The sequence below is a fragment of the Roseateles sp. P5_E8 genome (assembly GCF_054177665.1).
The window spans coordinates 1-26,078 of sequence record NZ_JBGCUM010000066.1 but is presented as its reverse complement, the minus strand read 5'-3'; the positions used below and the strand labels follow the sequence as shown (position 1 = coordinate 26,078).

Here is a 26,078-nt window from a genome sequence, read left to right as displayed (position 1 = left end):
CATAGACTACTTCATCTCGCCGCATTACCCGGCGCTGGCGCACCTGATCTCCAACGGCACGGAAGCTCGCTTCAAGGTGCTGAAACCGCCCGTGGCTGAGGCGCTGAACTATGTCGGCTGGTCCCGGCGCAGCGCCTGCTTGGGCCGGCTGCCCGAGTTCGACGCGATGCTCAAGCGCTATCTGGCGGCGATGAATCCGGCTCGCTTGCTGGACGAAAACCAGGAGGCCTGGCTGCGCAACCCCGTCATGAAGCGCTGATTAACCGAGCATCCCCGACTCGAAGCCGTGCGCCGGCAGATCCACGCGAGGTGCGGGCGTCCAGCCGGGCTTGCGGTGTTCGGCCACGACGTTGGTGTAGATGCCGCCGCGCACATACCACTTGGCCGTGATGCGGATGAAGCGCGGGTCGGTCACCTTGACGATGTCGTCGAGGATCTTGTTGGTGACCTTCTCGTGGAAGGAGCCTTCGTCGCGGTAGCTCCAGAAGTACATCTTCAGGCTCTTGAGCTCCACGCAGAGCTCGTCGGCAATCATGTCGATGGTGAAGTGGGCAAAGTCGGGCTGGCCGGTCAGCGGGCAATGGCAGGTGAACTCGGGCACCTGGAACTGGATGACGTAGTCGCGCTCCGGGTTCGGGTTCGGAAAGACCAGGATGTCCTTGCTGGGCTTGCTCGGCGGATTCGGCGGCACCTCGCGCATCTTGGGCTTGTTCTTCTTGGCGGCGGGGGCGGCGGACTTCTTGGTGGCCATGATCGTGGGCATTTGGAGAGGGTGCGAATGCTATCATCCGGCCCCATCGAAGCGCCCGTCAAAGGCGCTTTTCTTTAGCCAAATCAAGGGCTTACGAACCTTCCTCCATGCGGCTGAATTCGATCAAGCTCGCCGGCTTCAAGTCCTTTGCCGAACCCACGACCTTCCAGCTGCCCGGTCAGCTCGTCGGCGTGGTGGGCCCCAACGGCTGCGGCAAGTCCAACATCATGGACGCGGTGCGCTGGGTGCTGGGCGAGAGCAAGGCGAGCGAGCTGCGCGGCGAGTCCATGCAGGACGTCATCTTCAACGGCAGCGGCAACCGCAAGCCAGCGGGGCGGGCCAGCGTGGAGCTGGTGTTCGACAACTCGTCAGCGCGCGCAGGCGGGCCGTGGAACCAGTTCACCGAGATCGCCGTCAAGCGCGTGCTGACGCGGGACGGCACCAGCAGCTACTTCATCAACAACCAGCCGGTGCGCCGCCGCGACGTGCAGGACGTCTTCCTCGGCACGGGCCTGGGGCCGCGTGCCTACGCCATCATTGGCCAGGGCACCATCTCGCGCATCATCGAGAGCAAGCCCGAGGAGCTGCGCCTGTTCCTGGAAGAAGCGGCCGGGGTGTCCAAGTACAAGGAACGTCGCCGCGAGACCGAGAACCGGCTCAAGGACACGCGCGAGAACCTGACCCGCGTCGACGACATCCTGCGCGAGCTGAACGCGAACCTCGAGAAGCTGGAGCGCCAGGCCGAGGTGGCGGCGAGCTACCGCGGCCTCCAGGACGCCGGCACGTTGAAGCTGCACCAGCTGTGGTTCCTGAAGGCGCGCGACGCCGGCAACGAGGCAACGCGCGTGAAGACGGCGCATGCCGAAGCCGTCAACGCGCTCGAAAGTCGCACGGCCGAGCTGCGCGCCGTGGAGGCGACGCTGGAAGAGGTGCGCCAGTCGCACTACGCCGCCGGTGACGAGCTGCACGCTTCACAAGGCCGTTATGCCGAGGCACAGCTGGAAGTCAGCCGGCTGGAGGAGCGCATCCGCTTCGTCGTCGAGAGCCGCAACCGCGCCCAGGCGCGCCTGGCCGAGCTGCATGCGCAGGACCAGCAATGGCGCGAGCGCGCGGAGCAGTCCGCCGCCGAGTTGGAAGGCATTGCCGAGCAGATTGCCGGGGCGGACGAGCAGAGCGAGATCCTGGCCGCGCAGGCCGAGGAGCAGCAGGCCCAACTGCCGCAGACCGAGGATGCCGTGCGCGCCGCCCAGGCCCGTGCCAACGAGCAGCGCACGCTGGTGACCCAGGTGCAGCAGCAGATCCAGGTGTTGGCGGCCGAGAGCCGCAGCGTAGACGAGCAGGCGAGGGCGCTGCGCCAGCGTGAGGACCGGCTGACGGCCGAGTCGCGCGCGCTGGGTGCGCCGGATCATGAGGCGCTGGAGCAGGTGCGCGAACGCGCTGCTGCCGCCGACGAGGCGCGCGAGCTGTCCGATGGGCGCCTGCAGGAGTTGGCCGAGCAAGTCCCCGTGCTTGAAGAACAGCGGCGCAACGCCCAGCAGGACGCCAACGCGCAGCTCGCGAAGCAGTCCGACCTGACCGCCCGCCTGGAGGCGCTGAAGGCGCTGCAGGAAAAGGTGCAGACCGAGGGCAAGCTCAAGCCCTGGCTGGCCAAGCATGGGTTGGACGGCCTGCAAGGCCTGTGGACTAAGCTGCACATTGAACACGGCTGGGAGAACGCGTTGGAAGCCGCGCTGCGCGAGCGCATGGGCGCCCTCAGCGTCGGCCGGCTGGACACGGTGCGTGCCTTCGAGGCCGATGCGCCGCCGGCGCGGCTTGCCTTCTATTCGACGCCGCCCGGCGCGATCGCCAACACGCACGAGACGCTGCCCAAGCTCAGCGAACTGCTGCGCCTGGACGACGCGGGCCTGAGTGCGCTGCTGAATGACTGGCTGGAAGGCGTCTACACCGCGCCGACGCTGGACGAGGCGCTGGCGGCACGCGGCAAGCTCACGCATGGCGAGCTGATCCTGACGCCGGCCGGCCACGCGGTCGGCCAGTTCTCGGTGACCTTCTACGCGCCCGACTCCGAGCAGGCCGGCCTGCTGGCCCGCGCCCAGGAGATCGAGCAGCTGACGACAGCACAGCGCGCGCAGAACCTGATCGCCGACGAAGCCCGCATCACGCTGAGCCGCCTCGAGCACCAGTTCAACGACGCCAACGGCCGCCTGACAACGCTGCGCCGCGAGGCCAGCGAGGCGCAGACGCGCGCCCACCAGATCCACGTCGAGCTGCTGCGCCTGACCCAGCAGGCCGAGGCCAGCCAGCAGCGCCGCAGCGCGCTGGACGCCGAGCTGGCCGAGATCGCCGCCCAGCAGGAAGGCCTGCAGGAGCGCCGCGCGGTGGGCGAGGCGCGCTTCGAGGAACTGGACATCCAGCTCGGCGACGCCCAGCAACGCCATGCCGAGCTGGAAGACGGCACCATTGCCGCCGAACGCAAGCTGGCCGATGCCCGCGAGCAGTTGCGCGGGCTGGAGCGCCGCGCTCAAGAGGCCCGCTTCGCCACGCAGACGCTGGCCGCGCGCCGTGGCGAGCTGCAGCGCGGCATAGAGACGGCGCAGGCCCAGATCGCCACCGTCGCCACGTCCGCCGCCAGCCTGCAGACCGAGCTGGACGGTTTCAACGACGTGGCGGCCCAGACCGGCCTGCAGGACGCGCTGGCCGTCAAGATGGAGCGCGAACAGGCGCTGGCCGCCGTGCGCGCGAACTACGAGGACCTCTCGCTGCGCCTGCGCAAGGCCGACGAGCAGCGCATGGGTTTCGAGCGCAGCCTGGACCCGCTGCGCGAGGCCATCACCAAGCTGCAGCTCGAAGAGCAGGCCGCCCAGCTCGGCGGTGCGCAATACCGCGAGCAGCTCGAAGCGGCCGCCGTCGACCTGGAAGCTCTGGCCAGGTCGGTTGAAGAAGGCAGCGTCAAGCTCCACGGCCTGCAGACCGAGATCGACCGCATCAACCGCGAGATCGCCGCCCTGGGTGCCGTCAACCTGGCCGCGCTGGACGAGCTGACGACGGCGCGCGAGCGCAAGACCTTCCTCGACTCGCAATGCGCCGACCTGAACTCGGCRATCGGCACGCTGGAAGACGCCATCCACAAGATCGACCTCGAGACGCGTGACCTGCTGGGCGCCACGTTCAACCAGGTCAACGACCACTTCGGCCGCATGTTCCCCGAGCTGTTCGGCGGCGGCGAGGCGMGGCTGGTGATGACGGGTGACGAGATTCTTGACGCCGGCGTGCAGGTCATGGCGCAGCCGCCGGGCAAGAAGAACAGCAGCATCCACCTGCTGTCGGGCGGCGAGAAGGCGTTGACGGCGATTGCGCTGGTGTTCGCGATCTTCCAGCTCAACCCCGCGCCTTTCTGTCTGCTGGACGAAGTGGACGCGCCGCTGGACGACGCCAACACCGAGCGCTACGCCAAGCTGGTGACGCAGATGAGCCGCATCACGCAATTCCTCTTCATCTCGCACAACAAGATTGCGATGGAAATGGCAGAACAACTGATTGGGGTGACGATGCAGGAGCAGGGCGTGTCGCGCATCGTCGCGGTGGATATGGACAAGGCCTTGGCCATGGCCGAAGCATGAATATGAGCCTCACGACGTTGCTCGCCATTCTTGGCGGCCTGGTGCTCATCGCCGTCATCGCCCACGGCGCCTGGACGGCGCGCAAGGCCGGCCCCAAGCGCGCCGTGCCGTCGCTGGAGGAGCCGCATTTCGACGGCCCCGCGCCGGCGCTCGGTGACGAAGCCGCCGCAGTGGCCGACCCGCTGGACGCGACGCTGCCCGCCGTGGCCCGGCCGCTGCGCCGGCCGTCGGCACGCATCGATGCGCTGATCGACGCGATCTCCACCATCACCGTCGAGCAGCCCGTCTCAGGCGAGATGGCCCTGCAGCACCAGCCCGGCAGCCGCCGCGCCGGCACCAAGCCGCTGCAGATCGAAGGACTGAACGCCCAGAGTGGCGATTGGGAGCTGCCGGAGCCGGGCCAGCGCTACAGCGAGTTCCAGGCCGGCCTGAAGATGGCCAACCGCAGCGGCCCGCTCAACGAGATCGAGTACTCCGAGTTCGTGCAGAAGATCCAGGCCTTTGCCGACGGCGTGGGCGGCTTCGTGCAGTTCCCCGACATGCTGGACGTGGTGGCCCGCGCCCGCGAGCTGGACCAGTTCGCCGCCAGCCACGACGCCCAGCTCGCACTGCTGCTGCGCGCCAAGGGCGCGGCCTGGACGCCGGGCTTCGTGCAGCAGGCCGCGGGCCGCCACGGCTTCGTGGCCGGTGCCTTGCCGGGCCGTCTCGTCATGCCCTCGGGCGAAGAGGGCGCGCCGCCGCTGCTGACGCTGCAGTTCGACGCCCAGGCCGCGCTGGCCGAAGACCCCGAGGCACAGTCGCTGCGTGAGCTGACGCTGGCGCTGGACGTGCCGCAGACGCCGGCCGATCAGGAACCCTTCGCCGCCTGGCAGGAGGCCGCCCGCGCGCTGGCCCGTGACCTGGAGGCCGAGGTTTGCGACGACCGCGGCCAGGTGTTGGGCCTACACGCCTTCGCGTCCATCGACGTCGAGCTGAAGAAGCTCTATGAGGCGCTGGCGGAGCGCGACTTGGCGGCCGGCTCGCCCGCAGCCCGTCGCTTGTTCAGCTGATTTCCGCCCTGCGCAAAAAGTCACGGCCCGGGCCGCGATGAGGCTTTGAGGCCTGATTGCGCCCCCGTGTTCTGGGGGTTTTGACCGCAGTCCCGCCGGGCCACACGCCGACACTCCACCCCTAGAACTAGGGATATAGGAGCGAGGGGCATATGACGACTTTGAAATTTTCCGCGACGGCACTGGCGGTGGGTTCCGCGCTGGCGGCGCAGGCAGCTCCGGTGACGGTCTCTCAGACCATGACCCTCGGGCAGGTGCTCAACGGCAATTCGGCCAACTTCCAGTTCAACGTCAACTCCGCGCTCGCCTCGCAGGGTGTGGCGGGGGGCACCGCGCTGTCGGGCACCCTGGTTGTTTACGGCATCTCCGACGCCTCGTACAACAGCTCCACCGGGGCGGTCTTCGGCAACTACGAGACGATCTACTCCGGCGGTTACACCTACTACGCCTATGGCGGCTGCTACTACTCCTGGTGGGGCGGCAGCAGCTGCTACTACTACCCCGTCTACGCCAGCTACACGGAACAGCTGCGCTCCGGTGACGTGACGCACCGCGACACCGTGGCCGATACCATGACGGTGTCCGCCGGCAACGCCACGGCCAGCGACGTCGTGGACCAGTGGATCACGTCGAGCACCGGCTACGGCGGCTACAACTACGAAGGCCAGTACTCCACCGGCAATGGCTACACGACCCTCTACAACCGCCAGCGCGACGTCTATGAGGCCCTGCAGGGCGACCTCCAGACCAGCCTGGCTCTCGACCTGGCGGGCCTGGCCGACGTGCAAGGCGATGGCGTGCTGAGCTTCAGCGTGGGCGCATCGGCGGGTCAATTCCGCGTGCTGTCGGCCACGCTGAATCTGGTGGTGGAAGAGCGGCGCGGCCTGCCGGAGCCGGGCACGCTCGTCCTGGTGGGCGCCGCCGCGCTGACGGGCGCCAGCTTCACGCGCCGCCGCCGCAAATCCTGACCGCCTGACCGTGCTGGAGCGGGTCTTTCGTCTCAACGCCGCAGCCGAGCTGCGGATCGAATCGGTCGGCGAGGACTGCCCTGTCCTCGTCGTCGACAACTTCTATGAAGACCCCGAAGCCGTGCGTCAGCTCGCGCTGCGCGGTAGCTTCGACAGCTCGCTGGCCTACTACCCGGGCCTGCACAGCACCATCCCGCCGCAGGCGCTGACGCCGCTGTTCGAGCAGCTCGGCCGCCTGCTCGGCGCGCTGGGCACCACGGGCCTGGCGCCCGACCATTTCACGTCGGACTTCTCCATCGTCACGACGCCGGCCTCCGAGATGCTGGCCAACCAGAAGCACCCGCACATCGACGGCCTGCTCGTGGCGGGCGTCATCTACCTGAACCCGCATCTGGAGATCGGCACCTGCCTGTTCCGCCACCTGCCCACGGGCAAGGCCATGCTGCGCAACCAGGCCGAGATGGACGAGTACGGCGACTGGCTGCGCGATCACGGCAAGGCGACCCAGCCCGACACCTACGCCATCGAGCAGGACGGCATCTGGGAGCGCGTGCACACGATGGCCGGGCTCTACAACCGGCTGGTCATGTACCCCGGCAACGCCTTCCACTCCATCGACATGCGCGACGTGCAGGCCAACCATACGATGGCGACGGCCCGGCTGACGCAGCGGCTCTTCGTGAAGCCGCCGGTCGCGGCCTGACACCTTCCCGGACTCCTCCATGTACATCCGCAACATCGTCATCGTCGGCGGCGGCACGGCCGGCTGGCTGGCGGCCTGCTATCTGCAACGCACGCTGTCCGGCGACCCGGCGGCGGGCGTGCGCATCCGCCTCGTCGAGTCGAGCGAGATCGGCACCATCGGCGTCGGCGAGGCCACGGTGCCGACGCTGCGCGGCACGCTGGCGGCGCTGGGCATCCCCGAGGGCGCGCTGTTCTCGGCCTGCGACGCGGGGCTGAAGAACGGCATCCGTTTCGTCGGCTGGCGCGAGGGCGGCGACGCCAGCGCGGACCGCTACGACCATCCCTTCGACGGCATCACGCCCTACGACGGCTACTCGACCGCGGCGCACTGGATGAACCTCAAGCAGCGCGGCGCACCCGTGCCGCCGCTTGCCGATGCCTGCCTGGCGCAGACGGCGCTGTTCGACGCCAACGCCTCACCCAAACCCATGACCGCGCCCGACTATCAGGCGCCGGTCACCTACGCCTATCACCTCGACGCCATCAAGCTGGCGGCGCTGTTGAAGAAGACGGCGATGGAGCGTGGTGTCGAGCACATCGTCGGCGAGGTCGTCGACGTCCAGCGCGGCGGCGCCGGCATAGCGAGCCTGGGCCTGGCCGACGGCACGCGGCTGGAAGGCGACTTCTTCTTCGACTGCAGCGGCTTTGCCTCGCTGCTGCTCGGCAAGACCCTGGGCGTGCCCTGGGAGTCCTATGCCGACCTGCTGCCCTGCGACCGCGCCGTGGCCATGCCCTGGGCCCATGCCGACGCGCATGCGCCGATGCGTTCCTACACGACGGCCACGGCCCAGCCGGCCGGCTGGACCTGGGAGATCGACCTGCAGTCGCGCACCGGCGCCGGCTATGTCTATTCGTCCGCCGACTGCAGCGACGACGAGGCGCTGGCGACCTTGAAGCGCCAGATGGCCGGCCGCGAATCGCTGGGCGAGCCGCGCTTCCTGAAGATGCGCGTCGGCCGCCACAAGCAGAGCTGGGAAGGCAACTGCATGGCGCTCGGCCTGGCGGGCGGCTTCATCGAGCCGCTGGAGTCCACCGCCATCTACTTGATCGAGTACGCGCTGCAGCTCTTCGTCGACCACCTGCCCGCGCCCGGTGGTGTGGAGCGCTGCCGCGCCCGCGTCAACCAGCTGATGGCCGAGATGTACGAGGAGCTGCGCGACTTCGTGCTGCTGCACTACGTGCTCTCGCAGCGGCGCGACAGCCCCTTCTGGCAGCGCATCACCGAGGAGGTGACCCTGCCGCCCTCGCTGGTGGCCACGCTGCAGCTGTGGGAAGCCAAGATCCCGTCGCCCAGCGACATGCGCCACCGCGTGTCGCTGTTCGGCTCCAACAATTGGCTCTTCATCATGGCCGGCCTGCACTGGCTGCCCGAGCACGGCATCGGCCAGACGCCCTATATCCCGGTGGCCAGCAGCGCCGCAGCGATGAAGCAGGTGCAGCAACTGCGCGAGCAGGCGACGCTGCACTCGCCCAGCCTGCGCGACTACGTCCGCAAGCAGCGCGCCGCACACGACGGGCGGCCGCGGGGCTAGCCTCATCAGCTGGCAGGGTGGGGCGCCGTAAACTGAAGCGCCCATCCCACACGGAGCCCGCTTGAGCTTCAGCCTGCTGCTGATTGCCCTCCTCATCGCCGCCAGCGCCTTCTTCTCGATGGCCGAGCTGTCGCTGGCCGCATCGCGCCGGCTCAACCTGCAGCAGCGCGCCGACGGCGGCGACGCCCGCGCCACCAAGGTGCTGGCCGTGCAGGAGCACCCGGGCGACTACTTCACCGTCGTGCAGATCGGCGTCAACACCGTCGCCATCCTGGCCGGCATCGTTGGCGAGGGCGCATTCACGCCTCATTTCGAGGGCCTGTTCCGCCTCGTCGTGGCGCCCGCGACGGCGGCCACGTTGGGCTTTGCAGCCTCCTTCGTCAGCATCACGTCGCTGTTCATCGTGCTGGCCGACCTGGTGCCCAAGCGCCTGTCCATGAACGAGCCCGAGCGCGTGGCGCTGGCGCTGGTCGGCCCCATGCTGATGCTGTGCCGCGTGCTCAAGCCGCTGGCCTGGGCCTTCAGCGCCATCACCGAAGGCCTGATCCGCCTGCTGGGCCTGCCCGCCAAGCGCGACGAGACCATCAGCTACCGCGACATCCTTGCGCTGACCGAAGCCGGCTACCAGGCCGGCGTGGTGGCCGATGAAGAGCAGCAGGTCATCGCCAATGTGTTCGAGCTGGACACGCGCACCGTCGAGACCGTGATGACGGAGCGCGAGCGCATCGTCTTCTTCTCGCGCGACGACGACGACGCGCTGATCCGCACCCGCATTGCCGACACGCCGCACTCGACCTACCTCGTTTGCGACGGCGATGTCGACCAGGTGGTGGGTTATGTGGACGCGACCGACCTGTTCCAGCGCGTGCTGCGCGACGAGCGCCTGTCGCTGCGCGAGGACGGCGGCGTGCTTGTCAAGAAGGTGCTCATCGTGCCGGACCGACTGACGCTGTCGGAGATGCTGACCCACTTCCGCGAGGCGCACGAAGACTTCGCCGTCGTTGTCAACGAGTACAGCCGCGTGGTGGGCGTCATCACGCTGAACGACGTGATGAACACGGTGATGGGCAGCCTGGTCGCGCCGCACGACGAGGAGCAGATCGTGCGCCGCGAGGATGGCAGCTTCCTGGCCGACGGCATCACGCCCATCCCCGATGTGGAGCGGTCGCTCGGCATCGAGCACTGGCCGCATGCCGGCACCTACGACACGCTGGCGGGCTTCCTGATGGTCATGCTGCGCCGCATCCCGCGCCGCACCGACGTCGTCGAGTGGGAAGGCTGGCGCTTCGAGGTGGTCGACGTGGACAGCTATCGCGTCGACCAAGTGATGATCACGCGCCGTGGCGCATGAAATTCTCAGCCGGGATGGTCGCCTGAGTCGTTGATCGGCAGCGCCAGCGTGAAGGTCGTGCCACTGCCGACGACGCTTTGCACGGTCAGGTCGCCACCCATCAGTTCGGCAAGTCGCTTGGCAATTGCCAGACCCAGCCCGGTGCCGACGATGCCGGTGCGCTCTGCACCGAGCCGGTTGAAGGGCTGGAAGAGCTGGCCCAGCTTGGCCTCCTCGATGCCCGGGCCGGTGTCCTTCACGTCAATCCGCACGAGGCCGGCGTGGATCGCAGCCGTGATGCTCACGGACCCATCGCGACGGTTGTACTTGATGGCGTTGGACAGCAGGTTGATCAGGATCTGCTTCAGCCGTGTGCCGTCGACCAGCAGGCTCGGGCCCGCTTCAGCCGCGATGTCGTTGTGCAGCTCGACGTGCGCCTGGCGCGCCGACTCGCTCACCATTTCGACGCTGGCCCGAATGAGYGGGCCCAGCAGTCGATGACCTGGGTGCAGCTCGATGGCGCCGGCCTCGATGCGCGCGAGATCCAGGGACTCGTTGATCAGCGCCAGCAGCAGCTCGCCCGCCCGCAGGATCTGGCCAGCCCGATCTTTCGCAGGCAGGTCAGGCTGGGCTGCGTTCTCGATCTGCAGCAACTGGGCAAAGCCGAGGATGGCGTTGAGCGGCGTGCGGATTTCGTGACTCATCTGTGCAAGGAACTGGCTCTTTGCCTGGTTGGCTTCCTCGGCAGCCGCCCGGGCGCGTTGCCTTTCGGTCACCTCGTGCCGCAGTTCCCATGCCTTGCGACGGAGTTCGAGCTGGGCCGTGACTTGACGCCCCAGGACCGTCAACGTGTGCCGCTCGCTCTCGGACAAGCGGCGCGGCACCGTGTCGATGACGTTCAAGGTCCCCAGCGCTCGGCCGTCCGCCGTCAGCAGCGTCGTGCCCGCGTAAAAGCGGATGTGCGGCTCGCCGGTGACCAGTGGGTTGTCGGCGAATCGCGCGTCCGCCAGTGCATCGGGAATCTCGAAGAATCCTTCCTGAAGGATCGCGTGCGTACAGAAGGAGATCTCCCTCGGCGTGTGTGCGACGGCAAGGCCATGCCGCGACTTGAACCACTGCCGGGACTCGTCGACCAGGGAGACCAGCGAGATGGGCGCCTTGAGCAGGTCTGCCGCCAGGGCCGTGATGTCGTCGAACGCGCCTTCCGGAGGCGTGTCGAGCACTTCACATTGTTGCAAGGCTGCCAGCCGCTGCAACTCGTTCGACGGAAGCATGGCGTTCATCGCTCGACCTCATGGAACCAGGGTGCGCCGCGCTGGCCGCAGGGATAGACGGAGATTCTGTACCCACGGCGTGGGGCCAGTACGAAACGCCGACGCCCCGCGGGTGGCCTTGGCAGTTGCGCCGAGGCGAGACAATGCCGCCGATGAGCTCCGCACCACAAGACCGCGCCGCCGAGCTGCGCGCCGAACTGAACCGCCACGCCCACCTCTACTACGTGCTCGACGCGCCCGAACTGCCGGACGCCGAGTACGACAAGCTATTTGCCGAGCTGCAGGCCATCGAGGCTGCCCACCCCGAGCTGCTGACGCCGGACTCGCCCACACAGCGCGTCATCGGCGCCGTGCTGGCGGGCCTGACGCCCGTGCACCATGTCGTGCCCATGCTGTCGATCACGACGGAGACGGACACGACCGAGGGCGGGGCCATCGCCTTCGACGCACGCGTGCGCCGCGAGCTGGCGCTGACCGAGGCCGACCCGCCGGTGGAATACGCCGCCGAGCTGAAGTTCGACGGCCTGGCGATGAGCCTGCGCTATGAAAACGGCGTGCTCGTGCAGGCCGCCACACGCGGCGATGGCGAGACGGGCGAGGACGTGACGCAGAACGTGCGCACCATCGGCCAGATCCCGCTGCGGCTTCATGGCTTGAAGGGCGATGCACCGGCCGTGCTGGAGGTGCGCGGCGAGGTCTATATGCGCCGCGACGACTTCGAGAAGCTCAACGAGCGCCAGCGCGAGCGTGGCGACAAGACCTTCGTGAACCCGCGCAACACGGCGGCTGGTGCCATCCGGCAATTGGACCCGGCGCTGGTGCGCCAGCGGCCGATGTCCTTCTACGCCTACGGCCTGGGCGAGGTGCAAGGCTGGGACGTTCCCGCCACGCATGCCGGCCTACTGGACGCGTTGGGGGACATGGGCCTGCCGGTCAACGGCGACCGTGCCGTGGTGCTGGGCCCGCAGGGCCTGGTGCAGTTCCACCAGGCCATGGCCGCCAAGCGCGACGCGCTGCCCTTCGACATCGACGGCATCGTCTACAAGGTGAACTCCCGCGAGCTGCAGGCCAAGCTCGGCTTCAAGACCCGCGAGCCGCGCTGGGCCGTGGCGCACAAATACCCGGCACAAGAGCAGGTGACGACGCTGCTGGCCATCGACGTGCAGGTGGGCCGCACGGGCAAGCTGACGCCGGTGGCGCGGCTGGACCCGGTGTTCGTGGGCGGCACGACGGTCAGCAATGCGACGCTGCACAACGTCTTCGAGATGCGCCGCAAGGGCGTGCGCGTGGGCGACAAGGTCGTCATCCGTCGCGCGGGCGACGTGATCCCCGAGGTTGTCGGCCGCGTGCCCGGCGACCGGCCGAGCTACGTGCCCAACTTCCGCCTGCCGCGCGCCTGCCCCATCTGCAAGAGCGAGGCGGCGCGCGAGAAGGGCGGCATGGACTACCGCTGCACCGGCGGCGTGTTCTGCCCGGCGCAGCGCAAGCAGGCCATGCTGCATTTCGCCGGCCGCCGCGCAATGGACATCGAGGGCCTGGGCGACAAGCTGGTCGAGCAGCTCGTCGACGCCGGCATCGTGCTGAGCCTGCCGGGCCTCTACAAGCTCGGCGTGGCCAAGCTCGCCGCGCTGGACCGCATGGCCGAGAAGAGCGCGCAGAACATCGTCGACGCGCTGGAGAAGAGCAAGACGCCGACGCTGGCGCGCTTCCTGTTTTCGCTGGGCATCCGGCAGGTGGGCGAGACGACGGCCAAGGAGCTGGCGCGGCACTTCGGCACGCTGGAGAAGCTGATGAAAGCCAGCGTCGAGCAGCTGTTGGAAGTACCTGACGTTGGCCCCATCGTTGCCACGAGCATCCACACCTTCTTCGCGCAGCCGCATAACGTCGAGGTCGTCGAGCAGCTGCTGGCGGCCGGCGTGACGCCGAAGGAAAGCGCCGGCGAGGCCGACGATCGCCCGCGGCCGCTGTTGGGCAAGACACTGGTGCTGACCGGCACGCTGCCGACGCTGAGCCGCGATGAAGCGCAGGCGCTCATCGAGGACGCCGGCGGCAAGGTCAGCGGCTCGGTGTCCAAGAAGACAAACTACGTCGTGGCTGGCGAAGAGGCCGGCAGCAAGCTGGAGAAGGCTCGCACGCTGGGCGTCACGGTGCTGGACGAAGCGGGACTGAAGGCTTTGCTGGCAGGTTGAGGAAGGGGCCTTTGGCCCACTCGGGCACTGTCTCGAACAAGTGGTCGATGAAGGCGCGGGTCTTGGCCGGCATCAGCCGTCGGCTGGCCGTCAGCAGGTGCACGGGCAGCGGTTCGTAGCTCCAGTCGGGCAGCACCGGCACCAGCGTGCCGGCCGCGACGTCCGACGCCACCATGCCGAACGGGAAGCTGCCCAACCCACCCCCGGCCCGCGCCAGTGACAGCACCAGGCCGATGGAGTTGGCCTCCAGCGGCCCGCGCAACTGCACCTCGGCCGTCTRCTTGCCGTTCTGCAGCGTGCGGTACATGCCCTTGCCCTGGGTCAGCACGACGAAGTCATGGTGGGCCAGGTCGGCCGGCGTCTGCGGTGCGGGGCGCGCCTGCAGGTAGACCGGGCTGGCGTACAGGCCGCGCTCCAGCAGCATGTACTGGCGGGCGATCAGGTCGGGCTCGTCCACCGGGCCCATGCGCACGGCCACGTCATAGGGTTCGTTGAAGAGGTCGACGCGGCGCGGCGTCGTGTCCAGCTCCAGCTCCACCTTCGGGTAGCGGCGCACGAAGCGCGCAAAGCTCTCGGCCAGCACCAGCATCGCGAACTCCGCCGGCACCGACACGCGCAGTCGTCCCTGCGGCGTGGCCTCGCGCGAGGCCAGCCAGTGGCGGGTCTCGGCGATGTCGTCGTCATGCCGCGCGGCGCGCTCGGCGAGCTGCTCGCCCAGCTCGGTCAGCGTCAGCCGGCTGGCGCCGGGCACGAACAAGCGCGCGCCCACCGAGGTCTCCAGCGCCGTCAGGCGCCGGCTCAGCGTGGCCTTGGGCAGGTCCAGCTGGCGGGCGGCCTCGGAGAGCGATCCGGCCTTGTGAACCTGGGCCAGCAGCAGGAGGTCGTCGATCTTCATCTCGTTTTATTTCGTTTCGTTTCCGGAACGGTCCGTTTGAGTTTTGCGGCTATTCGTCGGAAATGGAACTCTCTACAGTCCGGCCCATCATGTCAACCACCCGTCTTCTCCAGCCCCAAAGGCAGCGCATCGGCGCCGGCTTCCAGGCCGAGGGCTGGCGTGAACCGCTGCTGCTGCTCGACCCCTTCATCATGGTCGACCACTTCCGCATGAGCGAGCCGGCGTTTGCGCCGCACCCGCATGCCGGCTTTTCGGCGGTGACCTATCTCTTCGACGACTCGGCCACCGGCATGGTCAGCCGCGACTCGCTGGGCGGCGAGCACCCGATTGCCCCCGGCGGCCTGCACTGGACGCTGGCCGGCCGTGGCGTCATGCACGACGAATTCCCCGCCGAGCCGGGCCGCGAGGCGCATGGCTTGCAGATCTTCGTCAACCTGCCGGCTGACCAGAAGCTGCGCGCACCGACCGTGATGCGCCTGTCGCCCGAGCAGATGCCGCGCCGTGTGGGCGAGGGCTGGCGGGCCGTGCAGGTGTTCGGTGCCGACACCGCGCTGGACCTGCCGTGGTCCACGTCGCTGGTGCTGGTCGACATCGCCGCTGGCGCCACTTTTGACCTCACGTTGCCCGAAGGCGAGCAGGGCTTTGCCATCGTCATCCAAGGCAGCGGCCACACCGATGAGCTGCCGCTGTCCACCGGCCGCGCCCTCAGCCTGCCCCTGGGCGCGAGCGCCCGTGTCGTGGCCGATGAAGCCCTGCGCCTGGCCTGCTTCTGCGGCCGGCCGCTTCATGAACCCGTCGTGCGCCACGGCCCCTTCGTCATGAGCGACGAAGGCCAGGTCGTGGCCGCACTGCAGCGATTCCAGTCGGGCGGCATGGGCCGCCTCAGCCCTCGATAAAACCAAGTCACAGGAAACCTGTCATGAACGCACCGCAAGAAAACACCACCGCGCCCAAGCCCAAGAAGAGCGGCCCGCCCGTGCCGCTGCTGATCGTCGGCGCGATCCTGCTGATCGGCGGCATCGGCCTGGGTGGCCGCATGTGGTGGCGCGCCCAGCACCTGGTGGAGACCGAGAACGCCTTCATTGCCGGTCGCCTGCACCCGGTCGCCACGCGTGTGGCCGGTGTCGTCACCGAGATGCGCATGCAGGACAACGCCGTCGTCAAGGCCGGCGACGTGTTGCTGCGTCTGGACCCGGCCGACGCGGCCGTGCAGATCGAGCGCCTTAAGGCCCAGATCGCCCAGGCCGATGCGGCCATTGCCACCAGCGCCGCGCAGATCGCCCAGGCCAAGGCGCAAGCCGCGGTCACCAACTCCCAGGTCGCCCAGGCCGAGAGCGTGCTGGCCCGCACCGAACTGGATGCCAAGCGCAGCCAGGCGCTGTTCGGCGCCGAACTGCGCGCGACCAGCAAGCAGGAACTGGACGCATCGCTTGCCGCGCGTGACGTGGCCCGCGCCGACCTGACCGCCCGCAAGGCCGGCGCCTCCGCCGCCAAGGAAGCCATCGTCGCCGCCGAGAGCGCACGCCAGTCCGCCAACGCACAGAAGGGCGCGACCCAGGCGCTGCTGAAGGATGCGCAGAACCAGCTCGGCTATGTCGAACTGAAGGCGTCCAGCGACGGCCGCATCGGCAAGCGCACGGTCGAGGTGGGCCAGCGCGTGCAGGCCGGCCAGCAACTCGCCGCCATCGTCGAACCCGAGGTCTGGATCGTCGCCAACTTCAAGGAGACCCAGCTTGCGAAGATGAAGCCGGGCCAGAAGGTGCACGTCAAGGTCGACGCCTTCCCCGGCAAGGAGCTGGAAGCCCACGTCGACAGCTTCGCCCCCGCCTCGGGCGCCAGCTTCGCGCTGCTGCCGCCGGACAACGCGACCGGCAACTTCACCAAGATCGTGCAGCGTGTGCCGGTGAAGGTCGTCCTCGAGCCGGAAAGCCTGAAGAGCCTCGGTGACGCAGCCTCACGCATCGTGCCGGGCCTGTCCGTGCAGGTGGAAGTCCACATCGCTGAGTGACGCTGCCATGGGCAACGAGAACTACCTCCCCCCGCCGCCCGACCAGAAGGTCAGTGGCCGCACCTGGCTGGCCGTGCTGGCCAGCCTGCTGGGCGCATTCATGGCGGTGCTTGACATCGCTATCACCAATTCCTCGCTGCGCGACATCCTCGGCGCGCTGTCGGCCACGCAGGAAGAGGGCTCCTGGATCTCCAGCGCCTACCTCGTCGCCGAGATCGTCGTCATCCCGCTCGCGGGCTTCCTGTCGATGGTGTTCTCCACGCGCCGGTATCTCATCGTCAACGTGGTGCTGTTCCTGGTCTTCAGCACGCTCTGCGGCATGGCCTGGAGCCTGGAGTCCATGATCGTTTTTCGCGCGGCCCAGGGCTTCACCGGCGGCGTGATGATCCCGATGGCGATGACGCTGGTCACGCGCAAGCTGCCGCTGAACAAGCGGCCCATCGGCCTGGCGCTGTTCGGCATGACGGCGACTCTTGCGCCGACGCTCGGCCCCACGGTCGGCGGCTACCTGACCGAGCTATACGGCTGGCCCAGCATCTTCTACATCAATTGGGTGCCCGGCATCCTGCTGGTGCTGGGCGTGGGCATCGGCCTGGACAAGGAGCCGATGAACCTGCGGCTGCTGCGCGAAGTGGACTGGTGGGGTGTCGTCTTCATGGCCGTGGGCCTGGGCTCGCTGACGGCGATGCTGGAAGAGGGCAATGCCAAGGACTGGTTCTCCAGCCCCTTCATCATCACGGCCGCCGTGCTGGCGGTGGGCGGCATCTACGGCTGGGCCTGGCGCGGCCTGACGCGCAAGAACACCTTCATCGACCTGCACATCCTCGGCCGCCCGAGCTTCCTGATCGCCGGCGTCATCGCCTTCGCCACCGGCATGGGCCTTTACGGCTCGGCCTTCATCCTGCCGCTGTATCTGGGCCAGATCGCCAGCTACACGCCCATGCAGATCGGCATCGTCATCATGTGGATGGGCCTGCCGCAGCTCTTCATCATGCCGTTCGCGGCCAAGCTGTCGACCAAGCTGGACAACCGCGTGATGATGAGCGTGGGTCTGGCGCTGTTCGCCACGTCGTGCTTCATGAACACCCACATGAGCGCCGACACGGCCGGCCCCGAACTGCTGTTCGCGCAGATCGTGCGCGCGCTGGGCCAGCCGCTGATCATGATCACGCTGACCAACTTCGCCGTGAACGGCGTCCCGCCGCAGTTGCTGCCCAGCGCCTCGGGCATGTTCAACATGATGCGCAACCTCGGCGGCTCGGTCGGCATCGCCACGCTGGCCACGCTGCTGACCAATCGCGAGCACCTGCACAGCGCCCGCGTCGGCGAGGCCATCAGCCTCTACGACCCGGCCACGCAAGCCCGTCTGGACACGCTGGCGCAGAACTTCGCCAGCAAGGGTGCCGACCTCGCCACCGCCCAGGACATGGCCCTCAAGGCGCTGGACAACGTCGTGCGCCGCGACAGCTTCGTCATGGCCTACAACGACGCCTTCCTGATCCTCGGCATCGCGCTCGCCTGCTGCGTCGCCATCGTCTGGATGAGCAAGAAGGTTTTGGGTGGCGCCGGCGCCGCCGAAGCCGCACATTGAATCGGGAGATCGAGATGATCCAACTCAAGACTGTTCTCACCCTCTTTGCCACGGCCGCGCTCGCCGCCTGCACGACGCTTGGCCCCAACTACCAGGCGCCCGCCGCCAACGCCCCCGCCGCCTACCGCGCGGCCGCCCCAGTGGCCGGCGCCGAACTGCAGCGTGACTGGTGGCTGATGTTCAACGACACGCAGTTGAACGCGCTGGAAGCTCAGGCGCTGCAAGCCAGCCCGACGCTGGCTGCGGCCGCCGCGCGCATCGAACGTGCCCGCGCCGTCTTCGGTGCCACCAAGGCCGACCACCTGCCACGCGTCGACCTCGGCGCCAATGCCGGTGGCCTGCGCACGTCGGCCAAGGCGACGACGACGCCGGTGCTGAACGGCCACCCCGTCACCTTCGAAGGCGAGACCTTCGGCTTGCAGGCCAGCATCGGCTGGGAGCTGGACCTGTGGGGCCGCGTGAAGCGCCAGGGCGAGTCGTCGCAGGCCCAGCTCGACGCCTCGACGCTGGACGCCGCTGCGGCCCGCGTCGCGTTGACAGCCGATGTCGCCAACGCCTACTGGCAATGGCGCGCACTGGCCGACGAGACCGCCGCGCTGCAACGCCTGCGTGACAGTCGTGCCAAGGCGTTCCAGGTCGCGCAGACGCGCTTCGACGCCGGCTCGTCCACCACGCAAGACCTGGAACGCGTGCGCGCCGAACTGGCCGCCGCCGAGGCCGACGTCACCGACCTGCCGCGCCGCCAGGCCTTGTTGCTGAACCAGATCGCCGCGCTGACCGGCCAGGCTGCCGCCGAGCTGAAGCTGCAGGCCTCGCCCATGGCCGCACCGCCGCTGCTGCGCGCCGGCCTGCCGTCCGAACTGCTGCAACGCCGCCCCGACCTGGCCCAGAGCTTGGCCCAGCTGCACGCCGCCACAGCCCAGGTTGGCATCGCCGAGGCGGCCTTCTACCCGTCCATCAAGCTGACCGGCAGCTTTGGCTACTCCAGCGAAGACCTCGGCTCGCTGATCTCGGCGCCGGCACGCCTTTACAACGTCGGCCCCAGCATCTCGCTGCCGCTGTTCGAAGGCGGCCGCAACAAGGCCAACCTGGCCGCCAGCAAGGCGCAAGTCGACGAGTCGCTCGCCGTGTTCCGCGGCCGCATGCTGCAGGCGCTGCGCGAGGTGGACGATGCGCTCGCCGAACTGCAAGGCCGAGCCGCCACGGTGGACGCGCAGAACCGCACGCTGAGCTCGGCCAGCCAGGCACTTACCGTGGCCCGCAGCCGCTACGACAAGGGCGCCGTCAGCTACCTCGACGTGACCGAAGCCGAGCGCACGCCGCTGGCGACCGAGCGCGCGCTGGCGCAATTGCGCGGCGCGCAGTGGGCGGCAACGGCGCAGCTCGTCAAGGCGCTGGGCGGCGGCTGGACGCCTGCTGGCAGCTGATCTCGTCGTTATGCTGCGGCCTCCCCGGAGGAGACCGCACCATGAACCGCATCACACGCCGTCACTGCCTGCTGGCCGCCGCCGGCAGCGCCGCCTTTCCCGCGCTGGCCCAGACCGAGGCCTCCGCGTTGCAGACGCTGCTGGAGGCTCGCCTCAAGGACGACGGCGTCGCGCTGGCCGCCGGCCGGTTGAGCGGCGGCAAGACCGAGTTTGCGGGCGCCGCGAAAACCGGCTCCCGGCCTGACGCCGACAGCGTCTTCGAGATTGGCTCCATCACCAAGACGTTCACGGCGCTGCTGCTGGCCGACGCCGTCGTGCGCGGTGAACTCAAGCTCGACGACCCGGTCGAGGCGGCCTTGCCGGACGGCCTCAAGCTGCGCGACAGCGCCGGCCAGCCACTGCGCTGGGTGGACCTGGCCACACACCGCTCCGGCCTGCCGCGGCTGCCGTCCAACTTCGCGCCGGCCAAGCCCGAAGACCCCTATGCCGACTACGACGGGCCCACGCTGCGCCTGTTCCTGAAGGGCTGGCAGCCCAGCGTCGCGCGCGACAGCCGCTTCGAATATTCCAACCTCGCCTTCGGCCTGTTGGGCCACGCGCTGGCGCTGCGCCAGGGCACTGACTACGCCACGCTGCTGACCCGCCGCGTGCTGGAGCCGTTGGGGCTGACCGCGCACATCGGCGTCGGCCGGCCGACGCTGCTGCAAGGCCACGACGCGCAAGGCAAACCAGTGTCGGCCTGGCATTTCCAAAGCCCGACAGCTGGCTGCGGCGCCTTGCATGGCTCGGCGCGCGGCCTGCTGCGCTATGCCGAGGCGGCGCTGGGTGGCTACGAACATCCGCTGCGCGAGGCCTTCGCGCTGTGCCTGGAACGTCGCGCAGCTGGCGCGGTACCAAGCAATCCCGTTGGCCTGGCCTGGGGGCTGGCCACGGTGAACGGCCGCACGCTGTTCAACCACGACGGTGGCACGGGCGGCTTCAGCAGTTCGCTGTGGCTGGACCCGTCACGCGGCCGTGCGGCCGTTGTGCTGGCCAATGCTCAGGTGCCGGTCGGCGACCTGAGTGCCCACATCCTCGACGCGAGTGCGCCGCTGCGCGATCTGGCAGCCACACGCCAGGCCAGCATCACGCTGACGGCCGAGCAGCTCCAGCCGCTGGCCGGCGTCTACGCACTGAACCCGCAGTTCAAGCTGACCGTGCGTGCTGATGGCCAGCGCCTGTTCGCGCAGGCCACGGGGCAGGGCGAGTTCGAGCTGTTCGCCAAGGCACCACGCCGCTTCTTCGCCAAGATCACGCCGCTGGAGATCGAGTTCGATGCCGATGCCAAGTCGCTGTCGTTGTTCCAGGGCGGGAATACGCTGCGGTTCGTCAGGGAGTAGTTCGCAGCGCCATCAGCGCTGTCGCCATGCGCACCGCCGCGCCGCGATGGGCGGCGGAGAAGGCGAGGGCGTGGGCACCCATCGCGCGCCGGTCGGCATCGTCGGCACACAAAGCCAGGCCACGCGTAACTGCCTCGGGCAGCGACGCGCAACGCTGGGCCGCGCCCGCCGCCAGCGCCAGCTCGGTCGCCTCGGCAAAGTTGAAGGTGTGCGGCCCGGCCAGCACCGGGCAGCCGCAGGCGGYCGCCTCGATGAGGTTCTGGCCGCCCAGCGGCTCGAAGCTGCCGCCCAGCAGCGCGACGCTGGCGAGGCCGTAGTAGAGCGGCATCTCGCGCATCGAGTCGCCGAGCCAGACGTCGGCCTGCAACGCCTCGGCCGGCGGCTCGTCGGCCCAGCCGCTGCGGCGGGCGAGCTTGAAGCCGGCGCCTTCGATGAGCGCGGCGATCTCGTCGAAGCGCTGCGGATGGCGCGGCACCATGGCCAGCAGCGGGCGAGACACCGGCTGCTTCATCCATTCAGCCAGCAGCGCGGCCTCTTCGCCTTCGCGGCTGACGGCAAGCATCAGCACCGGCCGGCCCAATCGCGCCGCCCAGGCTTGACCGCGCGCGATCAGCGCCGGGTCCACGGCGATGTCGTACTTGAGGTTGCCGGCGACCTCGACACGCGCCGTGCCGATGGCGCGGATACGCTGCGCATCCGCCTCGGTCTGTGCCAGCGCCAGCGTCATGCGGCGCGCGGCGGGGCGCAGCAGCGACGCGAAGCGCAGCCCCTGGCGCAGGCTCTTCTCGGACAGGCGCGCGTTGGCCAGCACCATGGGCACGCCCGCTGCTGCAGCCTCGCGCTGCAGCGTGGGCCAGACCTCAGTCTCCATCAGCACGCCGAGCTTCGGCTGCCAGTGGCGCAGGAAGCGGCGCACGGCCCCGGGCGTGTCGTAGGGCAGCCAGGCCTGGGCGTCGCCTTCGCGCAGCAAGGATTGGCCGGCCTCGCGGCCCGTGGCGGTGGAATGGGTCAGCAGAAACTTCAGCGCCGGGTCGCGGGCGCGCAGCGCGTCGATGAGGGCACTGGCGGCACGCGTCTCGCCGAGCGACACGGCGTGGATCCACAGCCGGCCAGGCTCAGTCGAGCCAGAAAACAAGCCGAGTCGCTCGCCCAGCGCGTGCCGGTACAGCGCCTCCTTGGCGCCGCGCCGCCACAGGCGCAGCAGGTAGAAGGGCGTCAGCAGACGCAGCAGTGCCGCGTAGAGGGCCAGTGCCAGGCCCTCAGGCATCAACCGCCCTTGCGCGCCAGCTCGTGCGCGGCTTTCAGGCGGCGCATGACTGGCTCGTTCAGTTGCCGGCTGGCAGGCGTCCAGAGCTGAACCTTGCGGTCGATCTCGGTCTGCAGGCGGGCGGCCGTGGCGGCATCGCCCGTGGCCAGCGCCCAGATCGAATACTCGGCATGGGCCTCGAAGCTACCGTACTGGCGCACGGCCGCCTCGAAGCTCTCACGCGCCTCGGCCTGCCTGCCGGTGCCGGCAAAGCTGCGCGCGAGCAGCAGCTGGACCTGGTCGGGCCGGTAGTCGGGCCGCTCGGCCTTCAGCGCCTGCAGATGGCTCAGCGCCGCATCGAAGCGCTGGCTGTCGACGTAGGCGCGCACGGCGCCGAAGCGCAGGTCGGGGTCGTTGGCGAAGGGGCCTTTCAGCGCGCCCTCGTACAACTCGGCCGACTCCTTGGCCTCGCCGGCGTTCAGCAAGGCCTCGGCCAGGCGCATCTGGTTCTGGGCCGAGGGCGACACGTCGTAGACGACGCGCGCCTCACGCACATCGCGGCCCGGGTCCAGCGCCCGCGCTGCCGCGGTCACGGCCTTGCGCGCGCCGTGGTCCAGGCGCGAATTGGGCAGGTAGATGGCGAAGAAATACACCAGGCTGCCCAGCAATGGGAAGGCGAAGAGGATGAAGAGCCAGTACAGCTGCTGGCCGCTTCGCACGACGTGGACCGCGCAGAGCAGCGCGATCAGGATGTGCAGGCCTCCGATCAATGGCATGTTGTTCTCCCTGTGTGAACGATGAGGCGGCTCTGCGGCCGCTCAGCCCTTAGTGGCCTGCGGCAAATTGCGCGTCCGGCTTCACACGCTTGAGCTGTGCCAGCACGTCGTGCTGAATGCGCTCCAGCGCCTCGGGCGTGTGGCCCTCGAAGCGCAGCACCAGCACCGGCGTGGTGTTGGACGGGCGGATCAGGCCGAAGCCGTCCGCATATTCGAAGCGCATGCCGTCGATGGTGTTGATCTCCAGCACGCCGGGCAGGTCTCCCGGTGCCACGAGCGCCTTCAGCTGCTTGACGACCTCGTGGTGCTCGCCTTCGGCGCAGGGCACGTTGATCTCGGGCGTGTTGAAGCTGTTGGGCAGGGCCTGCAGCACGGCGCTCGGGTCCTTGGCGCGGGACAGGATCTCCAGCATGCGGCCGGCCGTGTACATCGCGTCGTCGAAGCCGTACCAGCGCTCGGCAAAGAAGATGTGGCCCGACAGCTCGCCTGCCAGCGGCGCGCCGGTTTCCTTCAGCTTGGCCTTGGCCAGCGAGTGGCCGGTCATCCACATCAGCGGCTTGCCGCCGTGCTTCTTGATCCACGGCGCCAGGCGCTGCGTGCACTTCACGTCGAAGATGATCTGTGCGCCCTTGTTGCGCTTCAGGATGTCGGCCGCGATCAGCATGATCTGGCGGTCCGGCATGATCATTTCGCCATCCTTGGTGACGATGCCCAGCCGGTCGCCGTCGCCGTCGAAGGCCAGGCCCAGCTCGGCACCAGTGGCGTGGACGACGCGCTTGAGGTCTTCCAGGTTCTCGGGGCGGCTCGGGTCCGGATGGTGGTTGGGGAAGTCGCCGTCGACCTTGGAGAAGATGTCGATGACCTCGCAGCCGAGAGCCCGCAGTATGGCCGGGGCCGAGGCGCCGGGGATGCCGTTGCCGCTGTCGACGACGATCTTCATCGGCCGGGCCAGCTTGCAGTCGTTGACGACGCGGTGCGTGTACTCGGGCACGATGTCCATCTTGGCGCCACGGCCGCGGCCCTTGGCGTAGTCCTCGGCTTCGATGCGCTGGCGCAGGCCCTGGATCTGGTCACCGTAGACGGCGGCGCCCTTGAGCACCATCTTGAAGCCGTTGTAGTCCTTGGGGTTGTGGCTGCCCGTGACCATGATGCCGGAGCTGCAGCCGTGCTGAGCGCGCGTGGCAGCGACGTAATAGAGCATGGGCGTCGTCACGGCGCCGATGTCGACGACATCCAGGCCGGTGGAGCGCAGGCCGCGCACCAGTGCGGCCACCAGGCCGGGGCCCGACAGGCGGCCGTCACGGCCGACGGCGACGGCCTTTTCGCCCAGGGCCTTGGCCTCGGTGCCGAAGGCGCGACCCAGGTGCTCTGCGAGCTCCTCGTTCAAGGTCTGGCCGACGACGCCACGGATGTCATAGGCCTTGAAGATGGAAGCGTGAACCTGCATGGAATGCCCTCGAATACTGGGTTTTGAAATCGCGGCGGATTGTAGGCATGGCCCATGTCTGGCCAACCGTCGCGCCGGCTGTCGATCCGTCGCTCATGCAAGGGGCATGCCGTGCGGGCTTCCTACACTCGCGCCCCATGAGCTTCACCGAGGAATTCACCCAGGCCCTGCGCCACCAGCGCGTGCTGATGAAGCACCGCCCGGACCGGCTGCGTGTGCGGCTGCTGATCTACCTGCTCTGGTTCCTGTTCTTCGGCTTCTTCTTCGCGACCTTCCACGGCCTGCAGAGCGGCCGGCTGGGCTCGGCGCGCTGGTGGGCCGGCGACCTGCCCGGCCACATGCTCGTCAGCGCCTGCGTGACGGCCTGCTTCTTCTTCATCTTTCGCGGCTTCGAGAGGCTCGCGCCGCAGCGCTGGATCGACGCCATCGTCGCCTGGCGGGACTGGCGCGCCGGCCTGTTCTACACGTCGCTCTCGGTCGCCTGCTCGGCCATCGGCGTCGTCATCGGCCTTGCGGTGGTGGACCAGATCTGGATGACGCAGAGCTGGAACAAGGCGCTGGCGCAACCGGCGTTCTGGGCCGAGTTCCTCGTCATCTCGGCCGTCATCTCCGTCTTCATCGGCCTGCGCTACCGCGCCCGCTGGAAGCAGGAGGCGATGCAGGCCCGCATCACCGAGGCCCAGCTGCGCTTGCTGCAGGGCCAGATCGAGCCGCACTTCCTGTTCAACACGCTGGCCAATGTGCAGAGCCTCATCGACTTCGATCCCGACCGGGCCAAGCTGATGCTGGAGCGCTTCACCGACTACCTGCGTGCCAGCCTCGGCCAGCTGCGCGGCGACAGCACGACGCTGGCCCAGGAGTTCGGCATGCTGGAGGCCTACCTCGGCCTGATGCAGCTGCGCATGGGCGAGCGGTTGCGCGTGAGCCTGAGCTTGCCCGCGGAGCTGGCCGGCTTCGAGCTGCCGCCGCTGCTGCTGCAACCGCTGGTGGAGAACGCCATTCACCATGGGCTGGAGCCCAAGGTCGGCGGCGGCGAGATCACCGTCAGCGCGCGGCGCGAGGCGGGGGCGCTGTGCATCGCCGTCGCGGACGATGGCCAGGGGCTGGATGCACCCAGGCGGCGTGGCGGCAATGGCCTGGCCCTGGACAACATCCGCGCCCGGCTGGCGGCCCGCTGGGGCCCTGGCGCGACGCTGGAACTGCTGCCGCGCGAAGGCGGCGGCACGCTCGCCACCATCCAGATTCCCTTGACAGGCTCCTCGCCATGACCACCGCCCTGATTGCCGACGACGAACCCCATCTGGCCCAGTACCTCAAGGCCCAGCTGGCCCAGGCCTGGCCCGAGCTGCAGATCGTCAGAACAGCCGCCCACGGCATCGAAGCGGCCGAGGCGATTGCCGAGCTGGAGCCCGACATCGCCTTCCTCGACATCCAGATGCCCGGCCTGACGGGGCTGGAGGTGGCCCAGGGCATTGAGGGTGCGACGCGCGTCGTCTTCGTGACGGCCTACGACCAGTACGCCGTGGATGCCTTCGAGGCGCGCGCCGTCGACTACCTGCTCAAGCCGCTGAAGGCCGACCGCCTGGCCCGCTGTGTGGACCGCCTGCGCGCCGGGCCCGCCGCCAGCGGCGACGAGGCGCTGGCCGAGACCCTCAAGCGCCTGCTGCCCGCAGCCGCTGGCGGGGCACCCGCCCGGCTGCGCTACATCCGCGCCGCCCAGGGCGAGCTGACGCACCAGGTGCCGGTGGACGAAGTGCTGTTCTTCCACGCCGACGACAAGTACACCATCGTGCAGACGGCGACGGGCGAGCACCTGATCCGCACGCCCATCTTCGAGCTGGCCGGCCAGCTC

21 protein-coding genes are annotated in these 26,078 nt (G+C 68.8%); 15 read left to right on the top strand and 6 right to left on the bottom strand.

Translation table 11 applies throughout. The features are described from left to right. The coding region (locus tag ACXRVZ_RS24350; protein ID WP_458232928.1) for a hypothetical protein at nt 1-259 on the top strand (259 nt) is incomplete at its 5' end. Here ACXRVZ_RS24350 and queF read toward each other — a convergent pair. Continuing rightward, entirely contained in the window at nt 260-700 is a 441-nt protein-coding gene (gene queF, locus ACXRVZ_RS24345; protein ID WP_457425016.1) for a preQ(1) synthase, read from the bottom strand. Between the two features lie 158 nt (nt 701-858). On the opposite strand from queF, the gene smc reads away from it, so the two are divergent. The 6 genes from smc to ACXRVZ_RS24315 all read left to right on the top strand — a co-directional run bounded on the left by smc (nt 859) and on the right by ACXRVZ_RS24315 (nt 10,015). Next, nucleotides 859-4,371, top strand: coding sequence for a chromosome segregation protein SMC (gene smc / locus ACXRVZ_RS24340; protein WP_458232927.1), 3,513 nt, complete (start codon nt 859-861; stop codon nt 4,369-4,371). Further along, nucleotides 4,368-5,420, top strand: coding sequence for a cell division protein ZipA C-terminal FtsZ-binding domain-containing protein (locus tag ACXRVZ_RS24335; protein ID WP_458232926.1), 1,053 nt, complete (start codon nt 4,368-4,370; stop codon nt 5,418-5,420). The genes smc and ACXRVZ_RS24335 overlap by 4 nt, the downstream gene beginning before the upstream one ends. A gap of 152 nt (nt 5,421-5,572) precedes the next feature. After that, on the top strand, nt 5,573-6,388 hold the full coding sequence (locus ACXRVZ_RS24330) for a PEP-CTERM sorting domain-containing protein (RefSeq protein WP_457424947.1): 816 nt from the start codon (nt 5,573-5,575) through the stop codon (nt 6,386-6,388). A 10-nt stretch (nt 6,389-6,398) separates the two neighbouring features. Further along, nucleotides 6,399-7,091, top strand: coding sequence for a DUF6445 family protein (locus ACXRVZ_RS24325; RefSeq protein ID WP_457424945.1), 693 nt, complete (start codon nt 6,399-6,401; stop codon nt 7,089-7,091). Between the two features lie 19 nt (nt 7,092-7,110). Next, nucleotides 7,111-8,664 (top strand): tryptophan halogenase family protein, encoded by a 1,554-nt coding sequence (locus ACXRVZ_RS24320; protein WP_457424943.1) that lies wholly within the window; start codon nt 7,111-7,113, stop codon nt 8,662-8,664. Nucleotides 8,665-8,725: 61 nt separating this feature from the next. After that, the gene (locus ACXRVZ_RS24315; RefSeq protein ID WP_457424941.1) at nt 8,726-10,015 is read left to right on the top strand and encodes a polyamine export protein PaeA; all 1,290 of its coding nucleotides are present in this window, start codon (nt 8,726-8,728) and stop codon (nt 10,013-10,015) included. A gap of 5 nt (nt 10,016-10,020) precedes the next feature. Here the strand turns inward: ACXRVZ_RS24315 and ACXRVZ_RS24310 are convergent, their stop codons facing one another. Next, nucleotides 10,021-11,277, bottom strand: a complete 1,257-nt coding sequence (locus ACXRVZ_RS24310) for a GAF domain-containing sensor histidine kinase (RefSeq protein WP_457424939.1) — start codon at nt 11,275-11,277, stop codon at nt 10,021-10,023. 134 nt (nt 11,278-11,411) lie between these two features. On the opposite strand from ACXRVZ_RS24310, the gene ligA reads away from it, so the two are divergent. Beyond that, the gene (ligA, locus tag ACXRVZ_RS24305; RefSeq protein WP_457424937.1) at nt 11,412-13,457 is read left to right on the top strand and encodes an NAD-dependent DNA ligase LigA; all 2,046 of its coding nucleotides are present in this window, start codon (nt 11,412-11,414) and stop codon (nt 13,455-13,457) included. Here ligA and ACXRVZ_RS24300 read toward each other — a convergent pair. Beyond that, the gene (locus tag ACXRVZ_RS24300) at nt 13,411-14,352 is read right to left on the bottom strand and encodes a LysR family transcriptional regulator (RefSeq protein ID WP_458232925.1); all 942 of its coding nucleotides are present in this window, start codon (nt 14,350-14,352) and stop codon (nt 13,411-13,413) included. The genes ligA and ACXRVZ_RS24300 overlap by 47 nt on opposite strands. Before the next feature lie 89 nt (nt 14,353-14,441). On the opposite strand from ACXRVZ_RS24300, the gene ACXRVZ_RS24295 reads away from it, so the two are divergent. The 5 genes from ACXRVZ_RS24295 to ACXRVZ_RS24275 are packed head-to-tail and all read left to right on the top strand — an operon-like array spanning nt 14,442 to nt 20,757. Then, entirely contained in the window at nt 14,442-15,248 is an 807-nt protein-coding gene (locus ACXRVZ_RS24295) for a pirin family protein (RefSeq protein WP_457424933.1), read from the top strand. Nucleotides 15,249-15,271: 23 nt separating this feature from the next. Next, nucleotides 15,272-16,360, top strand: a complete 1,089-nt coding sequence (locus ACXRVZ_RS24290) for an HlyD family secretion protein (protein WP_457424931.1) — start codon at nt 15,272-15,274, stop codon at nt 16,358-16,360. A gap of 7 nt (nt 16,361-16,367) precedes the next feature. Beyond that, on the top strand, nt 16,368-17,951 hold the full coding sequence (locus tag ACXRVZ_RS24285; protein WP_458232924.1) for a DHA2 family efflux MFS transporter permease subunit: 1,584 nt from the start codon (nt 16,368-16,370) through the stop codon (nt 17,949-17,951). 14 nt (nt 17,952-17,965) lie between these two features. Next, the gene (locus ACXRVZ_RS24280) at nt 17,966-19,378 is read left to right on the top strand and encodes an efflux transporter outer membrane subunit (protein WP_458232923.1); all 1,413 of its coding nucleotides are present in this window, start codon (nt 17,966-17,968) and stop codon (nt 19,376-19,378) included. Nucleotides 19,379-19,419: 41 nt separating this feature from the next. Next, entirely contained in the window at nt 19,420-20,757 is a 1,338-nt protein-coding gene (locus ACXRVZ_RS24275) for a serine hydrolase (RefSeq protein ID WP_457425859.1), read from the top strand. On the opposite strand, the gene ACXRVZ_RS24270 is transcribed toward ACXRVZ_RS24275, so the two are convergent. The 3 genes from ACXRVZ_RS24270 to ACXRVZ_RS24260 are packed head-to-tail and all read right to left on the bottom strand — an operon-like array spanning nt 20,747 to nt 24,226. After that, nucleotides 20,747-22,024: a 3-deoxy-D-manno-octulosonic acid transferase gene (locus ACXRVZ_RS24270; RefSeq protein WP_458232922.1), complete on the bottom strand. Its 1,278-nt coding sequence runs from the start codon at nt 22,022-22,024 to the stop codon at nt 20,747-20,749. The two genes, ACXRVZ_RS24275 and ACXRVZ_RS24270, sit on opposite strands and share 11 nt — an antisense overlap. Next, nucleotides 22,024-22,779 carry a tetratricopeptide repeat protein gene (locus tag ACXRVZ_RS24265; protein ID WP_457425855.1) on the bottom strand — a complete coding sequence of 252 codons (756 nt, stop codon included), beginning with the start codon at nt 22,777-22,779 and terminating at the stop codon, nt 22,024-22,026. The genes ACXRVZ_RS24270 and ACXRVZ_RS24265 overlap by 1 nt, the downstream gene beginning before the upstream one ends. 49 nt (nt 22,780-22,828) lie before the next feature. Continuing rightward, the gene (locus ACXRVZ_RS24260; protein ID WP_457425853.1) at nt 22,829-24,226 is read right to left on the bottom strand and encodes a phosphomannomutase/phosphoglucomutase; all 1,398 of its coding nucleotides are present in this window, start codon (nt 24,224-24,226) and stop codon (nt 22,829-22,831) included. A gap of 137 nt (nt 24,227-24,363) precedes the next feature. On the opposite strand from ACXRVZ_RS24260, the gene ACXRVZ_RS24255 reads away from it, so the two are divergent. Beyond that, the gene (locus ACXRVZ_RS24255; protein WP_457425851.1) at nt 24,364-25,494 is read left to right on the top strand and encodes a sensor histidine kinase; all 1,131 of its coding nucleotides are present in this window, start codon (nt 24,364-24,366) and stop codon (nt 25,492-25,494) included. Further along, nucleotides 25,491-26,078 (top strand): LytR/AlgR family response regulator transcription factor (locus ACXRVZ_RS24250; RefSeq protein WP_458232921.1); only part of this gene is annotated, 588 nt, incomplete at its 3' end. The genes ACXRVZ_RS24255 and ACXRVZ_RS24250, both read left to right, overlap by 4 nt.